18 protein-coding genes and 1 pseudogene are annotated in these 20,293 nt (G+C 74.0%); 9 read left to right on the top strand and 10 right to left on the bottom strand.

Annotated features, from left to right (window positions below; translation table 11 throughout):
* Positions 1-93: 93 nt before the first annotated feature.
* Positions 94-1,311 carry an amidohydrolase family protein gene (locus AB0G84_RS14005; RefSeq protein ID WP_361319542.1) on the bottom strand — a complete coding sequence of 406 codons (1,218 nt, stop codon included), beginning with the start codon at positions 1,309-1,311 and terminating at the stop codon, positions 94-96.
* A 190-nt stretch (positions 1,312-1,501) separates the two neighbouring features.
* On the opposite strand from AB0G84_RS14005, the gene AB0G84_RS14010 reads away from it, so the two are divergent.
* The gene (locus AB0G84_RS14010; RefSeq protein WP_361319544.1) at positions 1,502-1,951 is read left to right on the top strand and encodes a DoxX family membrane protein; all 450 of its coding nucleotides are present in this window, start codon (positions 1,502-1,504) and stop codon (positions 1,949-1,951) included.
* Here AB0G84_RS14010 and AB0G84_RS14015 read toward each other — a convergent pair whose 3' ends face one another.
* Genes AB0G84_RS14015 through AB0G84_RS14030 form a run of 4 tightly spaced genes read right to left on the bottom strand, consistent with a single transcriptional unit; the run spans position 1,952 to position 5,562 of the window.
* Complete coding sequence (locus tag AB0G84_RS14015; RefSeq protein WP_361319546.1) at positions 1,952-3,079, bottom strand: hypothetical protein; 1,128 nt, start codon at positions 3,077-3,079, stop codon at positions 1,952-1,954. It lies immediately after the preceding gene.
* Entirely contained in the window at positions 3,066-3,458 is a 393-nt protein-coding gene (locus AB0G84_RS14020) for a hypothetical protein (protein WP_361319548.1), read from the bottom strand. Before AB0G84_RS14020 ends, AB0G84_RS14015 begins: the two co-directional genes overlap by 14 nt.
* Before the next feature lie 32 nt (positions 3,459-3,490).
* Entirely contained in the window at positions 3,491-4,642 is a 1,152-nt protein-coding gene (locus AB0G84_RS14025) for a hypothetical protein (RefSeq protein ID WP_361319550.1), read from the bottom strand.
* Positions 4,639-5,562 (bottom strand): hypothetical protein, encoded by a 924-nt coding sequence (locus AB0G84_RS14030; RefSeq protein ID WP_361319552.1) that lies wholly within the window; start codon positions 5,560-5,562, stop codon positions 4,639-4,641. Before AB0G84_RS14030 ends, AB0G84_RS14025 begins: the two co-directional genes overlap by 4 nt.
* 315 nt (positions 5,563-5,877) lie before the next feature.
* On the opposite strand from AB0G84_RS14030, the gene AB0G84_RS14035 reads away from it, so the two are divergent.
* The 7 genes from AB0G84_RS14035 (at position 5,878) to AB0G84_RS14065 (ending at position 13,239) form a co-directional block, all read left to right on the top strand.
* A complete protein-coding gene (locus tag AB0G84_RS14035; RefSeq protein ID WP_361319554.1) occupies positions 5,878-6,549 on the top strand; it encodes a response regulator transcription factor in 672 nt (223 codons plus the stop codon).
* Positions 6,550-6,776: 227 nt separating this feature from the next.
* Entirely contained in the window at positions 6,777-7,949 is a 1,173-nt protein-coding gene (locus AB0G84_RS14040) for a histidine kinase (RefSeq protein ID WP_361319556.1), read from the top strand.
* Between the two features lie 88 nt (positions 7,950-8,037).
* Entirely contained in the window at positions 8,038-8,430 is a 393-nt protein-coding gene (locus AB0G84_RS14045) for a hypothetical protein (protein ID WP_361319558.1), read from the top strand.
* A gap of 1 nt (position 8,431) precedes the next feature.
* Positions 8,432-9,352, top strand: coding sequence for an ABC transporter ATP-binding protein (locus AB0G84_RS14050; protein WP_361319560.1), 921 nt, complete (start codon positions 8,432-8,434; stop codon positions 9,350-9,352).
* Positions 9,353-9,355: 3 nt separating this feature from the next.
* Complete coding sequence (locus AB0G84_RS14055; RefSeq protein ID WP_361319562.1) at positions 9,356-10,963, top strand: hypothetical protein; 1,608 nt, start codon at positions 9,356-9,358, stop codon at positions 10,961-10,963.
* Positions 10,964-11,153: 190 nt separating this feature from the next.
* Positions 11,154-11,861 carry a helix-turn-helix domain-containing protein gene (locus AB0G84_RS14060; protein ID WP_361319564.1) on the top strand — a complete coding sequence of 236 codons (708 nt, stop codon included), beginning with the start codon at positions 11,154-11,156 and terminating at the stop codon, positions 11,859-11,861.
* Positions 11,862-11,946: 85 nt separating this feature from the next.
* Positions 11,947-13,239, top strand: coding sequence for a cytochrome P450 (locus tag AB0G84_RS14065; RefSeq protein ID WP_361319566.1), 1,293 nt, complete (start codon positions 11,947-11,949; stop codon positions 13,237-13,239).
* A 105-nt stretch (positions 13,240-13,344) separates the two neighbouring features.
* Here the strand turns inward: AB0G84_RS14065 and AB0G84_RS14070 are convergent.
* Positions 13,345-13,428, bottom strand: a pseudogene (locus AB0G84_RS14070) (SAM-dependent methyltransferase); the annotation flags it as partial.
* A 215-nt stretch (positions 13,429-13,643) separates the two neighbouring features.
* On the opposite strand from AB0G84_RS14070, the gene AB0G84_RS14075 reads away from it, so the two are divergent.
* Positions 13,644-15,434, top strand: a complete 1,791-nt coding sequence (locus tag AB0G84_RS14075) for a prolyl oligopeptidase family serine peptidase (RefSeq protein ID WP_361319941.1) — start codon at positions 13,644-13,646, stop codon at positions 15,432-15,434.
* Between the two features lie 150 nt (positions 15,435-15,584).
* Here the strand turns inward: AB0G84_RS14075 and AB0G84_RS14080 are convergent, their stop codons facing one another.
* The 4 genes from AB0G84_RS14080 to AB0G84_RS14095 form a co-directional block, all read right to left on the bottom strand.
* Positions 15,585-16,538, bottom strand: coding sequence for a cation diffusion facilitator family transporter (locus AB0G84_RS14080; RefSeq protein ID WP_361319944.1), 954 nt, complete (start codon positions 16,536-16,538; stop codon positions 15,585-15,587).
* Between the two features lie 419 nt (positions 16,539-16,957).
* Complete coding sequence (locus AB0G84_RS14085; protein WP_361319568.1) at positions 16,958-17,785, bottom strand: SURF1 family protein; 828 nt, start codon at positions 17,783-17,785, stop codon at positions 16,958-16,960.
* An 83-nt stretch (positions 17,786-17,868) separates the two neighbouring features.
* On the bottom strand, positions 17,869-19,218 hold the full coding sequence (locus AB0G84_RS14090) for a hypothetical protein (protein ID WP_361319570.1): 1,350 nt from the start codon (positions 19,216-19,218) through the stop codon (positions 17,869-17,871).
* On the bottom strand, positions 19,215-19,790 hold the full coding sequence (locus tag AB0G84_RS14095) for a SigE family RNA polymerase sigma factor (RefSeq protein WP_361319572.1): 576 nt from the start codon (positions 19,788-19,790) through the stop codon (positions 19,215-19,217). Before AB0G84_RS14095 ends, AB0G84_RS14090 begins: the two co-directional genes overlap by 4 nt.
* Positions 19,791-20,293: the final 503 nt, after the last annotated feature.

Below are 20,293 nucleotides of genomic sequence, written 5' to 3' on the forward strand. Positions count from 1 at the left end.
CGTCCTCCGCACTGCCGTGCACGCCCCTCGGCGCACTACCTGACGGGGGCGTACGCATCGCTCTGCCGGCAGGCCGACGCGCCGGCTCGCGGCTCAGGTCCGGTCGAAGGGGAGGTCCAGCATCCGGATGGCGTTGCCGCGCAGGATCTTGTAGATCACGTCCTGCGGGAGGCCGGCCACGTGGTCGGCCGCGACCTGCTTGGTGTGCGGCCAGGTGGAGTCGACGTGCGGATAGTCGGTCTCGAAGGTCGCGTTGTCGACGCCGACCGTCTCGATCGCCTCGATGCCGTGCTTGTCGCGGAAGAAGCAGCAGAAGACCTGCCGGTAGTAGTAGGTCGACGGGGGTTCGGGGATGAGGTCCTGCACCCCGCCCCAGGCGCGGTGCTCCTCCCAGACGTCGTCGGCACGTTCCAGGGCGTACGGGATCCAGCCCATCTGGCCCTCGCTGTAGGCCAGTTTGAGCCGGGGGAACTTCACCAGGACGCCGGAGAAGAGGAAGTCCATCATCGAGGCCATCGCGTTGTTGAAGCTCAGGGACGCCTGGACCGCGGGCGGGGCGTCCGGTGAGGCGGCCGGCATCTGCGAGGACGAGCCGATGTGCATGTTCACGACCGTGCCGGTCTCCTCGCACGCCGCGAAGAAGGGGTCCCAGTACCCGGAGTGGATGGAGGGCAGCCCGAGATAGGTGGGGATCTCGCTGAAGGTGACCGCCCGGACCCCGCGGGCGGCGTTGCGGCGGATCTCGGCGACCGCGAGGTCGATGTCCCACAGCGGGATCAGACACAGCGGAATCAGCCGGCCGCCGCTGTCCCCGCACCACTCCTCCACCATCCAGTCGTTGTACGCCCGCACGCAGGCGAGCCCGACCTCCTTGTCCTCGGCCTCGGCGAAGGTCTGGCCGCAGAAGCGGGGGAACGTCGGGAAGCAGAGCGAGGCCTCGACGTGGTTGACGTCCATGTCGGCCAGCCGGGCCTTGGGGTCCCAGCAGCCGCGGCGCATCTGCTCGCGGGTGATCCCGTCCAGGGTCATCTCGTCGCGGGAGAAGCCGACGGCGGCGATGATGCGCTTGTACGGGAAGAGCGAGCCCTCGTACTCCCACCAGTCGGTGAGCTGGCCGTCCGGGTCGGTGGTGAAGCGGTACTTCCCGCCCACGTACTCCAGCTCGCCGATGCCGGCGGTGAGGGGCTTCGGCCCCTTGTCCCGGTACTTCTTCGGAAGCCAGGTCTCGAAGAGGTGGGCGGGCTCGATCACGTGATCGTCCACGCTGATGACCTTGGGAATCTCCGTTGTGGCGCTCTGGTTGCTGATCACCCTGTACCCCCAACTGCGCGGTGGCGCGCGGCAGGCCGGACTCCAGATTTCTGACGACCCATCAGTTTCGAGGTTATGGGGTCGGCCCTGCGGCGACAAGGCGCTGCCGGGAACTGCACCCCTTGCGGGGCGGGCCGGGTTGGGCTGAACTGACGGTTCGTCAGTTATGGCATGGCTCGAAGGAGGCAGCATGCAGACGATCTGGCTCAGCGGTGCCGAGTGGTGCGCCGTCCTCCGCATCGGACTGGGCCTGTGGTGGCTGGAGAGCTGGCGCCACAAGGACAAGAAGACCTGGTTCGCCGGCGGCGGCATCACCTGGGCGGCCGGCATCGCGGCCAAGCACCGGTGGCCGCTGGTCCGCACGGGCTTCGACCGGCTGGTGAAGCCCCGCCCCCGGCTGATGGCGTACGTCGTCGCCTACGCGGAGCTGGCGCTCGGCCTCGGGTTGACCGTGGGCCTGCTGACGCCGATAGCCCTCGCCGCCGGGGCGGTGCTCAACCTGGTCTACCTCGTGCTGATGATCCACGACTGGGCGGAGCAGGGGCAGAACCTGATGATGGCGCTGATCTCGGTGACCGCGCTGCTCGCCATGAGCTGGCAGAGCTGGTCCCTGGACGGCGCGTTCGGGCTCTTCTCGTAGTCAGTGGGGAGTGCGGGCGGGCGGAGTGGGGGTCGGCGCCGTACGGGTGCGCCAGTACGCGAGGCTGGCCCGGGCGGCGCCCAGGGCGGGGTCGTCGGGCGGCGCGAGGCGTTCCCAGTCGGTGACGGCCTGCTGGAGGAGGACGCAGGCCGTGTGCGGGTCGCCCGCCTCGCCGGCGGTGGAGGCGTGGACGTGGCGGTAGCGGAGCGTCTCGGGGTCGGTGCGGCCCAGGTGAACGGCCGCGTCGGCGGCGACGGCCCGGAAGAGGTGGGCGGCCTGGGCGGTGCGCCGGGGGTGGCCGGCCTGGCCCAGGGACTTGACCTGGCCGGCGAACCGGGCGCGGGCGAGCAGGCCCGCGCGGGTGTGCCCGGTGCCGTACGCGGCGTTGCGGAACAGGGCGAGGTCGCCGGTGGCGCCGAAGGACCGCTGGAGGGGCTCGGGCAGGCCGGCGGCCGGGAGGGTGACGGTCAAGTGCCGGTAGAGCGTGGTGAGGTCGAGGTGTTCGGGGCCGTCCGGTACGCCGTCGGCGAGCAGCCGCAGCAGGGCGGTGGTGAAGCCGGTGCGGGTGTGGCCCTCGGGGGTGCGGGCCTTGCGGGTACGGCCGGCGGCGGCCAGGACGTGGATGTCGGCGGCGTCGGCGGCGTCCAGGGCCCGGGCGGCGAAGCAGCAGTCGAAGACGGCGATCTTGTGCTCGGCGCGGACCTGCCGCAGGGCCTGGAAGAGCGCCGCGACCGGCAGTGCGGTGCGCTCGGCGCGCCGGGTGTCGTCCACCGAGCCGGGCAGGGCCAGACACAGCCGGTTGTCGGTGCCGCGCAGGCCGTGGCCGGCGAAGTAGAAGAGCAGGACGTCGAGCGGGTCGCTGCCGGGGGCGGGCAGCAGCCGGAAGACCTCGGCCGGGGCCGGCGGGTCCACCCGGCGGTGCACCGAGGCGGGGTCGAACCCGCCCAGCGGCCCGGTCAGCACCTCGCCCAGCGCGACCACGCTCGCCGCGGCCTGCGGGAGCGGCGGCAGGGTGCTGGGCACGACCTGGGTCGCGGTGCCCACCAGGACGGCGACGGACCGCCCGGGGGCGGGGACCAGCGGCGGCCAGGCCGCCGGCGCCCCGACGATCGGCTCAGCTCCGGTCACCGGAACCCGGCTCCAGGAACCTGCGCAGCTGCTGCTCCACGGCGGCGGCGTCCTCGGGGCTGCCCGCCGAGAGCTCCACGGCGGTGCCGTCCGGGCGGGTCACCTTGAAGCTGATCCGCCGGGACCGGGCCCGCTGGGCGAGCCAGACCGCCAGTCCGCTGACCAGCGCCTCCAGGACCGGGCCGACCGCGCCCAACACCTCGGCGGCGTCGGCGAGGCCGCCCTGTTCGCCCGGTGCCGGCGGGACCATGCGCAGCCGGGCGGAGCCGCTGAGGTCCTCGTCCTCGTTGAGCCACTCGGCGAGCGACTGCGCCAGTTCGTCGGCGTCCTCGGCGGATCCGTCGAAGGCGAAGGTGAGGGTGGTCATGGAGGTGGTCATGGGGGGTGCTCCGGAGGTCGTCAACGGGCGGGTCAGAAGGACGGGGCGTGCGGATCGCGCCCCTCGGCGGGGGCCGGGGCGGCCGCTTCGGGGTCCGGGCCGGACCGGCCGGCCGTACGGAACAGCGGGGGGCGGCCCGGGATCTCGTACGGGAAGCGGAAGGCGGCCGAGGCCTGCGGCACATCGACCAGGTCGGCGAGGATCTGCTCCCAGCCGCCCAGCGGCTGCGGCACCTCCTGCCGGTAGGTGGCGTCCAGCCAGGGCAGTTGGAGGCCGGTGAAGCCGGCCCAGGCGGCGGCCGTCTCGTGCGGCGGCACCGCACGGGCCACCACACCGCCGCCCTCCGCGGCGGGCGGCGCGACGGTGGCGGCGATCAGCTCGGCGAGCGGGAGCGGGGCCGCCCCGGCCGCGGCGAGCGAGATCCGCATCCGGTAGCCGCGGCCAGCGGCGGCGGCCAGCGCCTCGTGGTAGCGGGCCGCGGCACGCACCGCGAACGGATCGGGCGCGATGTACTGGCCGAACACCGGGCTCGGCGCACCGGGTTGGGCGAGCCGGCCGTACTCCTGGGCGAGGTAGCGGAGGTAGCCCAGCAGCTCCTGCGGTGGCGCGTACGGCTCCAGGCAGATGCCCACCACGGTGGGGGCGGTCGCACGGGCCAGCGCCTCCCACACCGGCTCCCAGCTGACCGCCTCCGCACGGAGCGGGTCGACCGCCACACCGAGCGGGAAGTCGGTGTCCCGGCGCTGCAACCAGGCCCAGGACAGCCGCCTGCGGACCTCGACGAGGCCGGCCGGGGGCCCGGCGAAGGGGACCAGCGCGGTGTGCAGCGCGCCGGCGTCCTCGATCGGCTCGGCGCGTACGTGCCGGGGGGTGTGCGCCAGGGCGTCGCGCAGGGCGAGCGCGGCGGCCGAGGCGGCGGGGCCGCCCGCCGCGTGCGCGCGGCACAGCAGGGTGCAGCTCACCCCGCCGCCGGGCGCGGTGGCGTAGCGCAGCTCGACGGCCCGGCCGTCGGGCCGCCACTGCTGGGACAGCCAGACCTGTTCGAGGGTGGCCGCCTCCAGACGCCGCTGGGCCTCGGGCAGGCCGAGGTGGGCGCCGTTCTCGGCGAGCGCCGGCTCCGGTTCCAGCCGGAGCCCGGCCCAGGCCCACGCTCCGGTGGGCCCGGTGGTGGTCAGGACGCTCATGCGGTGGATTCGGCTCCGCCGGGGTGCGCCGTCGGCTGCTGACCGGGCTGCGGCGGGACCGCGGTGGGCGACGGGGGCACGGTGGGCGGGACGGCCGGGGGCGGCGGGGTGGCGCCGGCCTGGGGCGGGGCGGCCGGGGCGGTGTGCACCGGGGTGCCGTCAACGGCGACCATCAGGCCCTCGCGGCAGGCGAGGTGGACCGCCTCCCGCATGGCGCGGGCGCCCTCGCTGCGCAGCAGTTGGTGCTCGATGCCGTTCTCACCCTTGAGCCCGCGGACGAAGTCGCCGATGAACTGGCCCATCAGCTCCGTGCCGCGCCGCGAACGCCACATCATCCAGCCGAGGTAGAGGCTGGTGCCGTAGTTGAAGACGGAGACATAGGCGGTGTACGGACCGTCGCTCAGCGCGACGCGGGTGCCCATCCCCTGGGGGACGAGCGGGTAGCGGCGGGAGCCCAGCGTCCCGGTGATCGTGGCGTACACGGCGCCGGCCCGGTCGGGGCGGTCGGCCAGCAACACCCGCCACTCGCCGACCGGTTCGGGCAGCCGGGACATCAGCAGGACGACCCAGAAGACCACGAAGGAGGTCGCGGAGGCGAAGACCAGCCAGCCGAAGCCGGCGCTGCCGTCGCCGGACGAGTCGGAGCCGTAGGAGTCGGAACCGAAGGAGCCGGAGCCGTAGGAGTCGGACTGCGACCCAAGGCCCGACAGCAGTGAGATGAACCCGATGAAGCCGGGGATCAGCGAGGCGAGGAAGGACGCCAGGGCGGCCCGCAGCCACAGCCGGAAGATCGTCTTTCCGCTGACGCTCTCGTTGAGGGCCATTTCGATGGGCTGATGGCGCAGCGTCTTGTCCAGATAGGCGGCGTTGCCGTCGCCTCCGCGCCAGCCCGGGAGTGGAGTCTCGTTACCAGTGATCATGATTCCCCCGATCAACGGTGCACCCGGAGCGGCCCCCGGCCCCGCATGTGGCACAGCGGGTCCCCTGGTTCTACCAGTAACGACGCGCTCACGTAACGGCGTTGACAGCAATTGACCGGGCCTGTCCGGCTCCGCCCACGGCGAACGGTCCGGTCCAGGCGAGCGGCTCCGCGCAGGGCGAACGCTTCCGGTCAGGCGGGCGGCTCCGGCAATGGCGCGCCCGTCGGGTGGACTCCTCCGTGCCGGGTGCGGCTTCCGGTCGTGGCGGTGTCCGTACGGCGGGCGCCGCACCCGCCGTACGGCAGAATCCGGCCTGTGACTATTCGTCTACTGCTCGCCGACGACCAGGAGATGGTCCGCCGGGGCATCCGCCGCATCGTGGAGACCCAGCCCGACATGGAGGTGGTCGGGGAGGCGACGGACGGTGTGCAGGCCGTGGAGCTGGGGCGCGCCCTCGCCCCGGACGTCGCACTGGTGGACATCCGCATGCCGCGGATGGACGGGCTGGAGGTGACCCGCAAGCTGGCCGACCCGGCCCTGGCCCACCCCGTCCGGGTCGTCGTCGTGACCACCTTCGACCTCGATGAATACGTCTATCCGGCGCTGCGGTTCGGCGCCTCGGGGTTCGTGCTCAAGCGCTCGGGACCGGCGCTGCTGGTCGAGGCGGTGCGGGCGGCGGTGGCCGGGGACAGCCTGATCAGCCCCTCGATCACGGTACGGCTGCTCCAGCACGTCACCGGACCGGCGGCCGACCGGCGGCCCCGGCAGCGGCGCGACGCGGTGCTGACCGCGCGCGAGGCGGAGATCGCCGGACGGGTCGCCGAGGGGAAGACCAACGCCGACATCGCCCGCGAGCTGTTCATCTCCGCGGGCACGGTCAAGACCCATGTCGCCAGCATCCAGCGCAAGCTCCAGGTGCGGAACCGGGTCGGGATCGCGGTACGCGCCTGGGAGCTGGGGTACGCCACCGGGCGGACCCCGGGCTGACCTTCCCCGCGAGACCCGCCGGGCTGGCCTTCCCCGCGGACCGCGGGCCGGCCGCCGTACCGCCTCCGCCCCTGTTGACCGGTCGGACGCCGCCGTACTCGCAACGCCCTTTGGGGGAGGGGGCGTTCCACCGTTCCACGGCCGCCGCGGGGATGCCGCGGGGATGCCCGCGGGTCCGTGCCGTACGCACCGCCCCGCCCTCCGTGGACGGTGCGTAGCCTCGCCCCATGAATGACGCCGTTCCACGCCGGCGCGGGCGCCGCCGGTGGGCCGGGGCGAGCGCGGCGCTGATGCTCGCCCCGGCCGTCCTCGCGCCCCCGGGCACCGTGCTGCCCGCGGTCCTGGCCGCGCTGACCCTGGCCGTGGCGATCCTGCACTGGCCGACCGGCCGGATCTCGCTGGCACGTGCGGCGGGCGGGGCGGCGCTGCTCTCCCTCGCCGCCGATGCCTGCTCCTTCGGCAAGCCGGGCCTGGTGCTCCTGTGGTACCCGTTCGAGACGGTCGCGCTGCTGGTCCTGCTGGAGCGGGTGGTCCGCCATGTGCCCGTCCCGCGGGTGGCCCTGGTGGGGGCGCTGACCGGCGCCGCCGCGGTGCTGCTGCCCCTGCGGTTCACCCTGCACGCGCCCACCACGGGCCTGAAGGAGTCGGTCGTCGCCGCCGCGCTCGCCCTGTTCCCGACCGCCGTTGCCGCCGGCATCGGGCTGTACCTGCGGTCGCTGGACAACCGCCGGACGCACGCGGTGGCACTGGCCCGGCGCGAGCAGCGCCTCGAAGTCGCCCGCGACCTGCACGACTTCGTCGCCCACGAGGTAACCGGGATCGTCCTGGAGGCGCAGGCGGCGCAGCTCGGCGACGACACCGGCCCCGAGGAGCACCGGGCCCTGCTCCAGCGCATCGAGCAGGCCGGTCTGCGGGGGCTGGACTCCATGGACCGGATGGTGGCCACGCTGCGGGAGACCGACGACCGCGCGTGGCAGGAGCCGCCGCCCACCCGGCTGCACGGCCTGTCCGACCTGCCCGAGCTGGTCGGCCGCTTTGCGTCCATGACCGCCGCCGAGGTGACGCTGTCCCTGGAGGACGGGGTGGCCGGCACCCTCTCCCGGGAGGCCGAGGACGCCGCCTACCGGGTGGTGCTGGAGGCGCTGACCAACGTACGGCGGCATGCGCCGCGGGCCGGGCGGGTGGCGGTGTCCGCCGGCCGGACCGCCGAGGGGGCGGTGGAGGTCACCGTCGCCGACGACGCGGGCGCCGCGGCACCCGCCGGTACCCGGCCGGGCGGCGGCACCGGCCTCGCGGGCCTGGACGAACGGGTCGGCGCCCTGGGCGGCACCCTGCGGGCGGGCCCGCACAAGGCCGGGTGGCGGGTCCACTGCCTGCTGCCGGCGCCCGCCCTCCGGTGAGCGGATATCTGCCGATCGGCAGATGTGGCGGCGCCCCGGAGCCGGAATCCTCACAGCAGTGCGCCAGCCCGTCTCTCTGGAGGAACCGATGCTCACAGGCACCCGCGCGAAGCGGCCCGCCCCCCTCGTCGCCGTGGTGGCGGCGGCCGCCTTCCTCGGGCTCACCGGCTGCACCGTGGATGCCGCGACGGCGAAACCGGAGTCAAAGACCTTCGCGTACGCCGGCAGGTCCCTCAAGCTGACCACGCACGAGGTCGCCACCAAGGTCGTCGCCGCCGACCGCAAGGACATCAAGGTCACCCGCTGGTTCGACGCGGCGGCCGGCAGCGAGCACCTGACCTGGGTCCTCAAGGGCGACACCCTCGACATCGACGCGGGCTGCAGCGGAATCGCCCTGTGCGACGCCAAGTTCACCGTCGAGGTCCCCCGGGGCATCGCGGTGCGCAAGGACGGCGGGAAGCCCCGGGGCGGGAAGCGCTGAGATGCTCGAACTCATCGACATCAGCAAGGTCTACCGGGGCGGCAAGCGCGCCGTGGACGGACTGACGCTGCGTCTGCGACCGGGCCTGATCGGCCTGTTGGGCCCCAACGGCGCCGGCAAGTCGTCACTGATGCGGATCGCCGCCACCGTCACCCGCCCTACCGGCGGCACGGTGCTCTTCCACGGCGCGGACGCGGTGGCCCGGCCCGACGCCCTGCGGCGGGCGCTCGGGTACCTCCCGCAGGACTTCGGGGTCTACCCCAACCTGACCTCCCGCGAGTTCCTCCGCTACCTGGCCGCGGCCAAGGGCGTCTCGGCGCGGACCGCCAGGACCCGTATCGACGAGCTCCTGGAGCTGGTCAACCTCACCGAGGCGGTCAAGCGCCCGCTGGGCACGTACTCCGGCGGCATGCTGCGCCGGGTCGGCATCGCCCAGGTGCTGCTCGCCGACCCGCAGGTGATCATCGTGGACGAGCCCACCGCGGGGCTCGACCCCGAGGAGCGGGTGAGGCTCCGCAACCTGCTCAGCGACCTGGCGGCCGACCGGGTCGTCCTGCTCTCCACCCACATCGTCTCCGACGTCGAGTCGGTGGCCGCCGACATCGCAGTGCTGGCCGGCGGCCGGCTGCGGCACCGCGGCACCCCCGAGGACCTGCTGCGCTCGGTGGCCGGCCAGGTCTGGGAGGTGCTGGTCGACCCCGGCGCCGTACCGGCGGTGCAGGCGCGGCACCTCGTCAGCCGCCTGGTGCGCACTACCGAGGGCGTCCGGATCCGGCTGCTGTCCCGCACGCTCCCCTCTGAGGGCGCGGTACCGGTGGCGGCCGACCTGGAGGACGCCTACCTGGCCGTCGTCCGGGGGGCCACCGGCGGCGAGCCCGCCCTCGGCTTCGACGCACGGCCGCTGCGGGCCGGGGCGGAGTGAGGCATGCCGCTCCCGATGCTCACCGCCCTCGCGGTGGCCGACTTCCGCGATCGTGCCCGCCGCCCCGCCTACCTGGTGGTGCTGGCCGCGGCCGTCGCCCTGGGGTACGCGGCCGTGCCGGAGCCGGACGCCCAGTGGATGATCATGCAGGTCGGCGATCACCGCGGGATCTACAACAGCGCCTACGTCGGCATGGTGACGGCCCTGGCCGGCGGCCTGTGGCTCAGCCTCGGCGGGTTCTACACCGTCCGCAACTCCATCGAGCGCGACCGCCGCACCCGCGTCGGCCCGTTGCTGGCCGCCACGCCGCTGCGCACCTCCGCTTACCTGGCCGGAAAGTTCCTCAGCAACCTGATGCTGCTGGCGTCCATGCTCGGGGTGCTCGCGGTCACCGCCCTGGTCATGCAGTTGGCCCGTGGCGAGTCCCGCGAGGTCGACCTGTACGCCCTCTGGCAGCCGTTCGTCCTGATCGCGCTGCCGCTGGTGGCACTGACCGCCGCGTTCGCCCTGCTCTTCGAGTCGGTGCCGGTGCTGCGCACCGGTGTCGGCAACATCCTGTGGTTCTGCGCCTGGCTGGTGGTCTGCACCGCCGGACAGGGCCCGGGGCTGCCGCTGGACGGCCTCGGCGTCCACAGTGTGGCCAGGTCGATGTACACGGACATGGTCACCCAACACCTCGACGCCACGGGCGCGTTCAGCCTCGGCCTGACCTATCTGGACAGGCCACTGAGCCTGTTCACCTGGCACGGCTTCACGCCGACCGCCGACTACGTGTGCGGACGGGTGACGCTGCTGCTGACCGCCGCCGTGGTCGCGGTGCTCCCGATGCTGTGGTTCCGGCGCTTCGACCCGGCGCGCAGCCGCCCGGGCCGGTCCGTCCCCGTGGCCCAGGCCCCGGCCCCGGGCGTCGTCCAGCCGGTCCTCCTCGACGAGGTCGGACCGTACGCCGGCGGCCCGCGCCCGGCGGCGGGCGTACTGCGCACCCGACCCGAGCCCGGTGCGGTGGCCCTGCGGCTGTGGGCCGGCGAGGTCCGCATCCTGTTGCAGGGAGTGCGCTGGTGGTGGTGGCTGGGTGCCGCGCTCCTAATGGCCGCCGGGCTCACCGCCACCACCCTGCACGGCGTGACCCGCGTGCTGCTCCCGCTGGCCTGGATCTGGCCGGTGCTGATCTGGTCCCGACTGGGCACCCAGCGCCATGAGCACGGCGTCGAGGGCATGTTGGGCGCCTACCCCGCGGTGCGCCGCCGGGTGCTGGCCGAGTGGGCGGCGGGCCTGACCGTCACCGCGGTGGCCGGGCTCGGGCCCCTCGTCCGGCTGCTCGTCGCCGCCGACCGGCCCGGCCTGGCCGCCTGGGCCGGCGGCGCCCTCTTCATCCCGTCGTTGGCCCTGGCCCTGGGGACGCTCGGCCGCACCCACCGCCTCTTCCAGGCGGTGTACGTGCCGCTGTGGTACTCCGTCGCCAACGGCCTTCCGGTCTTCGACTTCATGGGCGCGCTGCGGAGCGGCGGCGAACCGGCTGCCGCACAGCCGTCGATGACGTACGTGGCCTCCGCGGCCCTGCTGGCGCTCGTGGTCCTCACCGTCGTCCTCCGCCGCGCCCGCCGCGACTGAACCCCACCGGCCCGCGGGAGGCCACGGCCGAGGGCGTCGGGCCGGGAACCGGAGACCGGGCAGGGGCGTCCGGGGCCGGGGGCCGGACACCCATGTGTCCGGAAACGCCCTACCCAACTGCCTTGTCCCCGCCTACCTTTGACTGCGTGACCAGATTTCACATCTGGTCACGCAGTCAACGGGGGGAACCGTGGAACGGGCGGAGCGCGCGGAGCGCATCCTTGAGGTGGCGGGGGAGCTGCTGCTCTCCTGGGGGTACGCACGGGTGACGATCGACGAGATCGCCCGGCGTGCCAAGGTCGGCAAGGGAACGGTCTACCTGCACTGGAAGACCAAGGAAGCCCTGTTCCTGGCGGTGGTCCTCAGGATCCAGTCGCGCAGCCAGCAGCGCCAGTTGGCGCGGATGCGGACCGATCCGCTGGAGGTCCTGCCGAGCCTGACGGTCAGCGGGCTCTTCCGCGACATCCTGAGCGAGCCGGCGCTGCGCGCCGTCTACACCGACGAGTCCGATCTGCTTGGCCGGCTCAACGACACCGCGAAGCGGGACCTGGCGGAGCTGATGGCACACGGCGAGCGGACCGTGTGCTGCCACCTCGACGTGCTGCGCGCCCACGGCCTGGTGCGCGACGACTCCGACGTACACCACCAGCAGTACACCCTGCTGGCCATCGCCACCGGCTTCTACACCGCTGAAGCCCTGCACGGCGACCGTGCCCCCGGCACCCCGGAGGTACGCGTCGAACTCCTCGCCAGGACGGTGCGCAGCGCACTGGAGACCGGTGGCGACCCCGAGCGCGTACGGGACGCCGCCGCTGCTGCCGCGCCGGCGGTCATCGCCCTCTACGAGGAGCTGATGGAGCTCTGCGCGCAGGAGATGCGTCGACAGCTCCGCAGCTGACCGCACGTTCCGGGCCGGACAGCAGGCCGGCCCGCCGAGTCCCACCCCGACTCACCATCCACTCCCAACCGGAGGAGAACGCACGATGTCGGCATCGACCAGCTCTCCCCTCAGCGCCCACGTCGGCAAGCACCCGGGCGAACCCCATGTGATGGATCCGGCGCTGATCAGCGATCCGTTCGGCGGCTACGGTGCCCTGCGCGAGCAGGGACCGGTCGTCCGCGGACGGTTCTTCGACGACTCGCCCTTGTGGTTAGTGACCCGCTTCGAGGAGGTCCGCCAGGTCCTGCGCGACCAGCGGTTCGTGAACAACCCCGCCGACCCGGCGCTCGGCGTCGCGCCGGAGGACTCCCCGCAGCTGCGCGCGCTGGTGATGCTGGGCATCCCCGAGCACCTGCACGGCTATCTGCTCAACTCGATCCTCAACTACGACGCCCCCGACCACACCCGGCTGCGCCGCCTGGTCTCCCGCGCCTTCACCGCCCGCAAGATCACCGATCTGCGGCCGCGGGTGGCGCAGATAACCGCCGAGCTGCTGGACCGACTCCCGGAGCACGCCGAGGACGGCGTGGTCGACCTGATCGAGCACTTCGCCTACCCGCTGCCGATCACGGTGATCTGCGAACTTGTCGGCATCGCCGCGGAGGACCGGCCCCAGTGGCGTTCCTGGGGCGCCGACCTGGTCTCGGTGGACCCCGACCGGCTCGGCCGGACCTTCCCGGCGATGATCGACCACATCCACGCGCTGATCGGCCAGCGGCGGGCCGCGCTCACCGACGACCTGCTCAGCGAGCTGATCCGGACCCATGACGACGACGGCAGCCGGCTCAGCGACGTCGAGATGGTCACCCTGGTCCTCACCCTCGTGCTGGCCGGCCACGAGACCACCGCACACCTCATCGGCAACGGCACCGCGGCCCTGCTCACCCACCCCGACCAGCTGCGGCTGCTCAAGGACGACCCGGCGCTGCTGCCGCGCGCCGTCCACGAGCTGATGCGCTGGTGCGGGCCGGTGCACGTCACCCAGCTGCGGTACGCCGCCGAGGACGTCGACCTCGCCGGCACCCGGATCCGCAGGGGCGACGCCGTGCAGGCCGTCCTGGTCTCGGCGAACCACGACCCGCGCCACTACACCGACCCCGAACGCCTGGACCTGACCCGGCAGCCCGCGGGCCGCGCCGAGAACCACGTGGGCTTCGGGCACGGGGCGCACTACTGCCTGGGCGCCAGCCTCGCCAGGCAGGAGGGTGAGGTCGCCCTGGGCGCCCTGTTCGACCGCTACCCCGACCTGGCGCTGGCGGTGGCGCCCGAGGAGCTGGAGCGCACCCCGGTGCCCGGTACCTGGCGGCTGACGTCGCTGCCGGTGCGCCTGGGCTGAACCCTGGGCGCCGCGGCCGGTCCGGTCCGGCCGGCCGCGGTGCCCCCCGCCTCAGTGCGGGCGGATGGCCTTCAGCGCGTACGTGGGCGGGCTGTGGGGGCGGTCGCCGGGGGCCACCAGCGAGGCCGCGGTGTCCGCCCAACGCACCGGTTCCGGCGGCCGGTTGAGGGCGCCGATGCCGGTGTGGACACGCGCTCGCCCCACCCGGCGCGATGGATCTCCCGCCGGTCGGCGGGGGCGGGACGTCCATGCATACCGCGCAGTTATCCACAGGGTTTCGGGCCCCGCCAACGCATTTTCCCCGCCGGGCGCAGAATGGGCCCATGACTGACGAGACGACCGCCCACACCGACCGCTGCACCGCCCCGGCCCCGCCCCCGGCACACCCCATGACGGACACCGGGATGCCCGACTGGGAGAAGCGCTTCCGCGCGCCGCGGATCGGGCTGCCGGACTGGGCCGAGGAGGCCCCGGACCGCTCCTTGTTCGTCTCCAACGCCACCGGCACCTTCGAGCTGTACGCCTGGGACCGGGTGAGTGGCGGACAGCGCCAGGCCACGGACCGGCCGAACGGCACCACCGACGGCACCCTGTCGCCGGACGGCGAGTGGATCTGGTGGTTCTCCGACACCGACGGGGACGAGTTCGGGGTCTGGATGCGCCAGCCGTTCACCGGCGGCCCGGACGAGCCCGCCACACCGGGCCTTGCGCCCTCCTACCCCGGTGGCCTGGCGCTCGGTCGGGACGGCACCGCGGTCGTCGGCCGCTCCACCGACGAGGAGGGCTCGACGATCCATGTGGTGCGGCCCGGACAGCCGCCGGTGGAGATCTACCGCCACCGGGAGTCGGCCGGCGTCGGTGACCTCGCGCACGACGGCTCCCTGATCGCCGTCGAGCACACCGAGCACGGCGACGCGATGCACTCCGCGATCCGGGTGGTGCGCCCGGACGGCTCCGCGGTCGCGGAGCTGGACGACACCAAGGGCGGCACCGAGGAGCTGGGCCTGTCGGTGATGGGCTTCGCCCCGGTGGACGGGGACTCCCGGCTCCTGGTGGGGCACCAGCGGCGGGGCCGCTGGGAGCCGATGCTCTGGGACCCGCTGACCGGGGTGGAGACGCCCCTGGAGATCGACCTCCCCGGCGATGTGGGCGCCGACTGGTACCCGGACGGCTCCGCCCTGCTGGTGGAGCACGAGTACCAGGCCCGCAGCGAGCTGTGGCGGTACGACCTCTCCGCCCCCGCGGGCGAGGCGCTGACCCGGGTCGAGACCCCGGCCGGCACGGTCTCCGGCGCCTCGGCGCGCCCGGACGGCACCGTCGAGTTCCTGTGGTCGTCGGCCGCCCAGCCCCCGGAGGTCCGCTCCACCACCGGCCAGGTCGTCCTGGACCCGCCCGGGATGACGGCGCCCCCCTCGGTGCCGGTGCGCGACGTCTGGGTGGACGGCCCCGGCGGCCGGATCCACGCCCTGGTCCAGCAGCCGCCCGGCGAGGGCCCGTTCCCCACCGTCTTTGACATCCACGGCGGCCCGACCTGGCACGACAGCGACTCCTTCGCCTCCGCCCCGGCGGCCTGGGTGGACCACGGCTTCGCGGTGGTCCGCGTCAACTACCGCGGCTCCACCGGCTACGGCCGTGCCTGGACCGACGCCCTCAAGCACCGCGTGGGGCTGATCGAACTGGAGGACATCGCCGCGGTGCGCGCCTGGGCGGTCTCCTCCGGCCTGGCCGACCCCGGGCGGCTGGTGCTGTCGGGCGGCTCCTGGGGCGGCTACCTGACCCTCCTGGGCCTGGGCACCCAGCCGGACGCCTGGACGGTGGGCCTGGCCGCGGTCCCGGTCGCGGACTACGTCACGGCGTACCACGACGAAATGGAGGCCCTCAAGGCGATGGACCGCACCCTGCTCGGCGGCACCCCTGAGGAGGTCCCCGAGCGCTTCGCGGCCTCGTCCCCGCTGACGTACGTGGACGCGGTGCGGGCTCCGGTCTACCTCTCCGCGGGCGTCAACGACCCCCGCTGCCCCATCCGGCAGGTGGAGAACTACGTCCAGCGCCTGGAGCAGCGCGGCCACCCGCACGAGGTCTACCGCTACGACGCCGGCCACGGCTCGCTGGTGGTGGAGGAGCGCATCAAGCAGATCCGCCTGGAGCTGGAGTTCGCCCAGCGCCATGTGAACACCGACGGCCCGCAGGGCTGACCCGGCCCGCAGAGCTGACCCGGCGGCCGGGACCGGCGGGTCAGCCCTCCTCGCCGCCCCGCCCTCCTCGCCGCCCCGCCGCGCCGCCTCGCTGCCCCGCCGCGTCGCCCCGTCCGCCGGCGCCGCTCAGTGGGCGGTGTCCGGCGCCGCTCAGTGGGCGGTGTGGTGGGCGAGGGCGGCGTGCGGGTCGGCGCCCACGGCGGTGTGGTCGGTGTGGACGGTCGCCGCGGTGAGCCGGGGCACGGCGTGGATGAGGGCGTGCTCCGCGGCGACGGCCACCGCATGGGCCCGGACCACGGTCAGCCCGGGGTCGACGACGATGTCGGCCTCGGCCCGCAGCGTATGGCCGATCCAGCGCATCCGGACCTGCCCGGTGCCGCGGACACCGTCCACCCCGCGCAGGGCCGCCTCCGCGGTGTCGATCAGCCCGGGGTCGACGGCGTCCATCAGGCGCCGGTAGACCTCGCGGGCGGCATCCCGGAGCACCAGCAGGATGGCCGCCGTGATCAACAGCCCGATCAGCGGGTCGGCCAGCCGCCAGCCGAGCGCCGCACCGCCGGCGCCCAGCAGCACGGCCAGCGAGGTGAAGCCGTCGGTGCGGGCGTGCAGCCCGTCGGCGACCAGGGCGGCGGAGCCGATCCGTCGGCCGGTGCGGATGCGGTAGCGGGCCACCCACTCGTTGCCGATGAAGCCGGCCACAGCGGCCAGGGCGACCGCCCACAGGTGGGTCACCTCCCGGGGGTGCAACAGGCGGTCGACGGCCTCCCAGGCGGCCAGCACCGACGAGGCGGCGATGGTCAGCACGATGGCGATGCCCGCGAGGTCCTCGGCGCGGCCGTAGCCGTAGGTGTAGCGGCGGTTCGCCGCCCGGCGCCCGAGGACGAAGGCGATGCCCAGCGGCACCGCGGTGAGCGCGTCCGCACCGTTGTGGATCGTGTCGCCGAGCAGCGCCACCGACCCCGACAGCCCCACGATCACCGCCTGCACCAGGCAGGTCAGCCCCAGCACCGCCAGCGAGCGCCAGAGGGTCCGCATCCCCTCCCGGGAGCCCTCCATCGCGGCATCGACCTTGTCCACGGCCTCGTGCCCGTGCGGCACCACCAGATGCCGGACCCGGTGCCGCGCACGCGCCCAGCGCCCCGCACCGCTCTCCCCGTGCCCGCCGTGCCCGCCGTGCTCGTGCCCGCCGGCCCCTCTGTGCCCGTGGCCGTGCCCGCCGGCCCCACCATGCCCGCCGTGCTCGTGCCCGTGCCGTTCCGGGTGGCGGTACGCGCCCTCCTGACCGTGCGGAGGGGACGCCTCATGAGCGTGCGGAGGGGACGCCTCATGCCCCTGCGGACAAGAAGACTCCTGACCCCGCGGAGAGGAGGACTCCTGACCCCGCGGAGGGGAGGAACCCTGCCCGTCGCCAAGGAAGGAGTCACGGCCGTGCGGAGTGCAGGGACCAGGGCCGTGCGGAGGGAACGGATTGCCTGCCATACGGCCTACCGTGGCACGCCAACTCCCTTGCGGCTACAGCGCTGCTACCCCTTCTGAGCAGCTGCGACCGGCTCGCAAGGGGGCTCCGGGAAGATCCCCAGCGCCGCGTCCCGGGCGGCCTCGGCCTCCCGCCGGAAGAGCCGGAACCACATGAAGACCACGAAGCCCGCGAAGACGAACCACTCGCCCGTGTAGCCGAGGTTCTGGAAGGCCTTGAGGTCCAGGCCGCTGCCCTCGGCGGCGGCCGGCGGCACGGCCCGCAGCGGGGCCTGGGCATCGGTGAGCGTGATCCAGCCGTCGTAGACCTCGTACGGGACGATGTTGACCAGCGACGCCGCGCTGATCATGCCGAGCTGGCCCCGCGGCAGCCCGCCGCCGGCGTGCACCCCGTCGGTGCCCTGGTTCTCGGAGGCCTGCAGCGCCCCGGTGACCGTCACCTCGCCCTTCGGCGGCGCGGGCACCTTCGCGGCGTCCGCCCGCACCCCCGGGTCGCCGGGCAGCCAGCCCCGTACGACCGGGAGGGCCTTGCCGCCGTCCGTGCGCAGCAGCGTCAGCACGTAGAAGCCCTGCCGCTCGCCGTGTCCGTCCTTCACCGTCCGGTCCGGTACGAGCAGTTGGTGTCCGGTGTCGTAGTGCCCGCGGGCGCTGGCCTGACGCCCTGAGGTGACCTGGTCGACGGGCAGCAGGCTCTCGACGGGGCGGGCCGCCGCGGCCCTGGCCCGGTCGGAACGGTCCTCCTGCTGCTGGTGGGTGGCGACGCGGTCCTCGAAGCGGCCCAGCTGCCAGCTGCCCATGAAGATGCAGAAGGGAATCGCCAGCACGGCGAAGACGTTGATCCCCCACCACCGCGGGGTCAGCAGGAACCGATACACGCCCTCAACGGTACGGTGCCGCCCCGGCGGGCCCGCACCGCCCCTCCCGCCCCACGGCCCCGCAGGGCCCGGCCCGGCGCCCGTCACGGGGCGGCCAGGGCCTCCGTACGGTAGACCGTCCCGGCGCAGGCATCGGTGACCTTGGCATCGGCCGCGGAGGGCTCGCCCGCCTCCGGCGTATGGCTGAGAACGATCCCTCCGGTCGTCTTTCCCCCGTCGCCGGAACCCTCGTCGCCGCCCGCCTGACCCCCGCTGTCACCGGCCGAGGTGGCGCCGGCGTCCGGGGACTGGCCCGGCTCCTTGCTGGGTTCGGGCGACGGCGAGGGCCCCGGGCTGACGCACCCGCCGGCGCCTCCGCCGGCCTCCGGGATCCAGGCGAACCGGACCTCGTACGCCTCCCCCGGTTTGAGAACCAGCTGGTCGGGGGTGGTGGCGGGGTCGGGCAGCCCGGTGGCCTCGTCGCCGGAGGTGTGGTCGACGACATGGATGCGGTCGGGGTTGGTGCCGCCCTGGGCGACCACACCGACGGTGCCGCCGCCCTCGACGGAGCAGGCGGCGCCGGAGGTGTTGACCACCCGGAACGCGCCGTAGACCCGGCCCGCGGAGTCCGCCGGGCGGACCGTGCTGGTGCCCTGGCCGAGCTGGTCGCGGGAGCAGACCGGCGAGGTGACGTCCATGGTCTCGTCCGGGGCGGGGGTGCCCGTCCCGGCGCTGTGGCCCGCGCCGTTCTTCTCGGTCGTCCTGCCGCGGCCCGAGCGCTCGCCGGCACCGGTTTGGGTACCGTCCCGGCCGGCCGGCGGCGGACCGGCCTGCTCGGTGCCCTCGCCGTGCGCGCCCTCGGTGCCGCCGTGGGCACGCTGTTGGCTGACCGCGGCGTTGGCCGGCCGGTCCGGGGAGTCCTCGGCGAGGTGCGCGACGTGCACCATGGCGGGGATGGCGGTGCCGCTCAGCAGCAGTGCGGCGGCCGCACCGACGACGGCATGACGGCGCCGCTGGCGGCGGGCGGGAACCGCCCTCCGCAGGTGCTCCAGGGCGTCCGGCGAGGGCTGGAGGTCGCCGACCCGGGACTGCAGCAGCCGCCTCAGGTCGTCCTCGTCACCGAAGCCACCGGGGCCGCCGGTGGGGTGGCTCCGGCCGTGGTCCCGCCCGCTGCCGGAGCCACTGCTGCTGCCGTTGCCGCCGCCGAAGGCGACCTCGGCGTCCGCGTCGCGGTCATGGGTCTCGCCCTCGAACACGGCGGCCAGCAGCCGCGCCCGGGCACCCTCGTCGAGGTGGGCGCCGGTCCGGCCTTCCGCGACGCCGCCGGCACCGCCCCTACGGTCCGTGGCGCCACCGCCGCCGTCCGTGACAGCGATGTCATCGCCCGTACCGGGCACGCCCGGCTCCGTGGCCACGGCGTACGGGTCCTGGCGGCCATACGTCGTGCCACTCATGCCGGAGCCTCCATCGCGACGCGCAGCGCCGCAATGCCCCGCGAGCCGTACGCCTTGACCGAGCCCAGCGATATGCCCAGCGTCTCGGCCACCTGCACCTCGGTCATATCGGCGAAGTAGCGCAGCACCAGCACCTCGCGCTGCCGGCGCTGCAGCCCGCGCATCGCCTTGATCAGCTGGTCCCGCTCCAGCAGGTCGTAGGCGCCCTCCTCGGCACTGGCCATGTCGGGCATCGGCTTGGAGAGCAGCTTGAGCCCGAGGATGCGCCGGCGCAGCGCGGAGCGCGAGAGGTTGACCACGGTCTGCCGGAGGTAGGCGAGGGTCTTCTCGGGGTCGCGCACCCGGCCGCGCGCGGAGTGCACGCGGATGAACGCCTCCTGGACGACGTCCTCGCAGGAGGCGGTGTCGTCGAGGAGTAGGGCGGCGAGACCCAGCAGCGAGCGGTAGTGCGCCCGGTAGGTCTCGGTGAGGTGGTCGACCGTGGTTCCCGCTGCCATCGCGTCGTCAACGTCCCCCCGCTGGGAGGGAACCTGCGCGGCGCGCGTGGTGGGCCAGGGGGCGATCACCGGCATGCCCCCGGCCGCACGGGGCCGCGGTGGGCGCACAGTTGCCCCTGCGCCACCCACGGGCGCGATCGTGAATCCGAGTACCTCTGCCACGCCTGTTGGACACGCTTCCCCCTGTAAGGGTTGTACGCGCAAGGCACCGCTTGTGACGATGCATCAAATGCCCTCATGCGTACCAGCTCTTCCCGAATGCCCGATAAGTCCCGACGTGTGAGCCCCGATGCCCGAGGACGCACCAAGCGGCCCGCGGACATCCCGGACCACCCCGGAGGGCGGCCACAAAGACGCCCCCCGCCCAACTGCCGGTTGCAGTGTGGCGGGGAGCGAATGGTCGAACAGATCGTCTGCCCAGATCAAGAGGTCTGGGCCAGCAATTCGCTCACAAGATCTTCACACGACCCACAAAGTATCTCCCGGGCGCTCGTCCCGCGATGGCCAATCACGCCAAGTCGCCCTCCCCCTACGGCCGGTGCCCGCCCCGCAGTACACCGGAGCCCCAGGGGTTCACC

The organism is Streptomyces sp. NPDC020742 (genome assembly GCF_040641675.1).
GTDB lineage: Bacteria > Actinomycetota > Actinomycetes > Streptomycetales > Streptomycetaceae > Streptomyces.

What these genes read in the sequence shown, in the direction of transcription:
- AB0G84_RS14025 (WP_361319550.1), bottom strand. Translation starts at nt 4,642, where the DNA reads ATGAGCGTCCTGACCACCACCGGGCCCACCGGAGCGTGGGCCTGGGCC.
- AB0G84_RS14050 (WP_361319560.1), top strand. Translation starts at nt 8,432, where the DNA reads ATGCTCGAACTCATCGACATCAGCAAGGTCTACCGGGGCGGCAAGCGC.
- AB0G84_RS14095 (WP_361319572.1), bottom strand. Translation starts at nt 19,790, where the DNA reads ATGCCGGTGATCGCCCCCTGGCCCACCACGCGCGCCGCGCAGGTTCCC.
- AB0G84_RS14090 (WP_361319570.1), bottom strand. Translation starts at nt 19,218, where the DNA reads ATGAGTGGCACGACGTATGGCCGCCAGGACCCGTACGCCGTGGCCACG.
- AB0G84_RS14010 (WP_361319544.1), top strand. Translation starts at nt 1,502, where the DNA reads ATGCAGACGATCTGGCTCAGCGGTGCCGAGTGGTGCGCCGTCCTCCGC.
- AB0G84_RS14020 (WP_361319548.1), bottom strand. Translation starts at nt 3,458, where the DNA reads ATGACCACCTCCATGACCACCCTCACCTTCGCCTTCGACGGATCCGCC.
- AB0G84_RS14045 (WP_361319558.1), top strand. Translation starts at nt 8,038, where the DNA reads ATGCTCACAGGCACCCGCGCGAAGCGGCCCGCCCCCCTCGTCGCCGTG.
- AB0G84_RS14040 (WP_361319556.1), top strand. Translation starts at nt 6,777, where the DNA reads ATGAATGACGCCGTTCCACGCCGGCGCGGGCGCCGCCGGTGGGCCGGG.
- AB0G84_RS14075 (WP_361319941.1), top strand. Translation starts at nt 13,644, where the DNA reads ATGCCCGACTGGGAGAAGCGCTTCCGCGCGCCGCGGATCGGGCTGCCG.
- AB0G84_RS14055 (WP_361319562.1), top strand. Translation starts at nt 9,356, where the DNA reads ATGCCGCTCCCGATGCTCACCGCCCTCGCGGTGGCCGACTTCCGCGAT.
- AB0G84_RS14065 (WP_361319566.1), top strand. Translation starts at nt 11,947, where the DNA reads ATGTCGGCATCGACCAGCTCTCCCCTCAGCGCCCACGTCGGCAAGCAC.
- AB0G84_RS14030 (WP_361319552.1), bottom strand. Translation starts at nt 5,562, where the DNA reads ATGATCACTGGTAACGAGACTCCACTCCCGGGCTGGCGCGGAGGCGAC.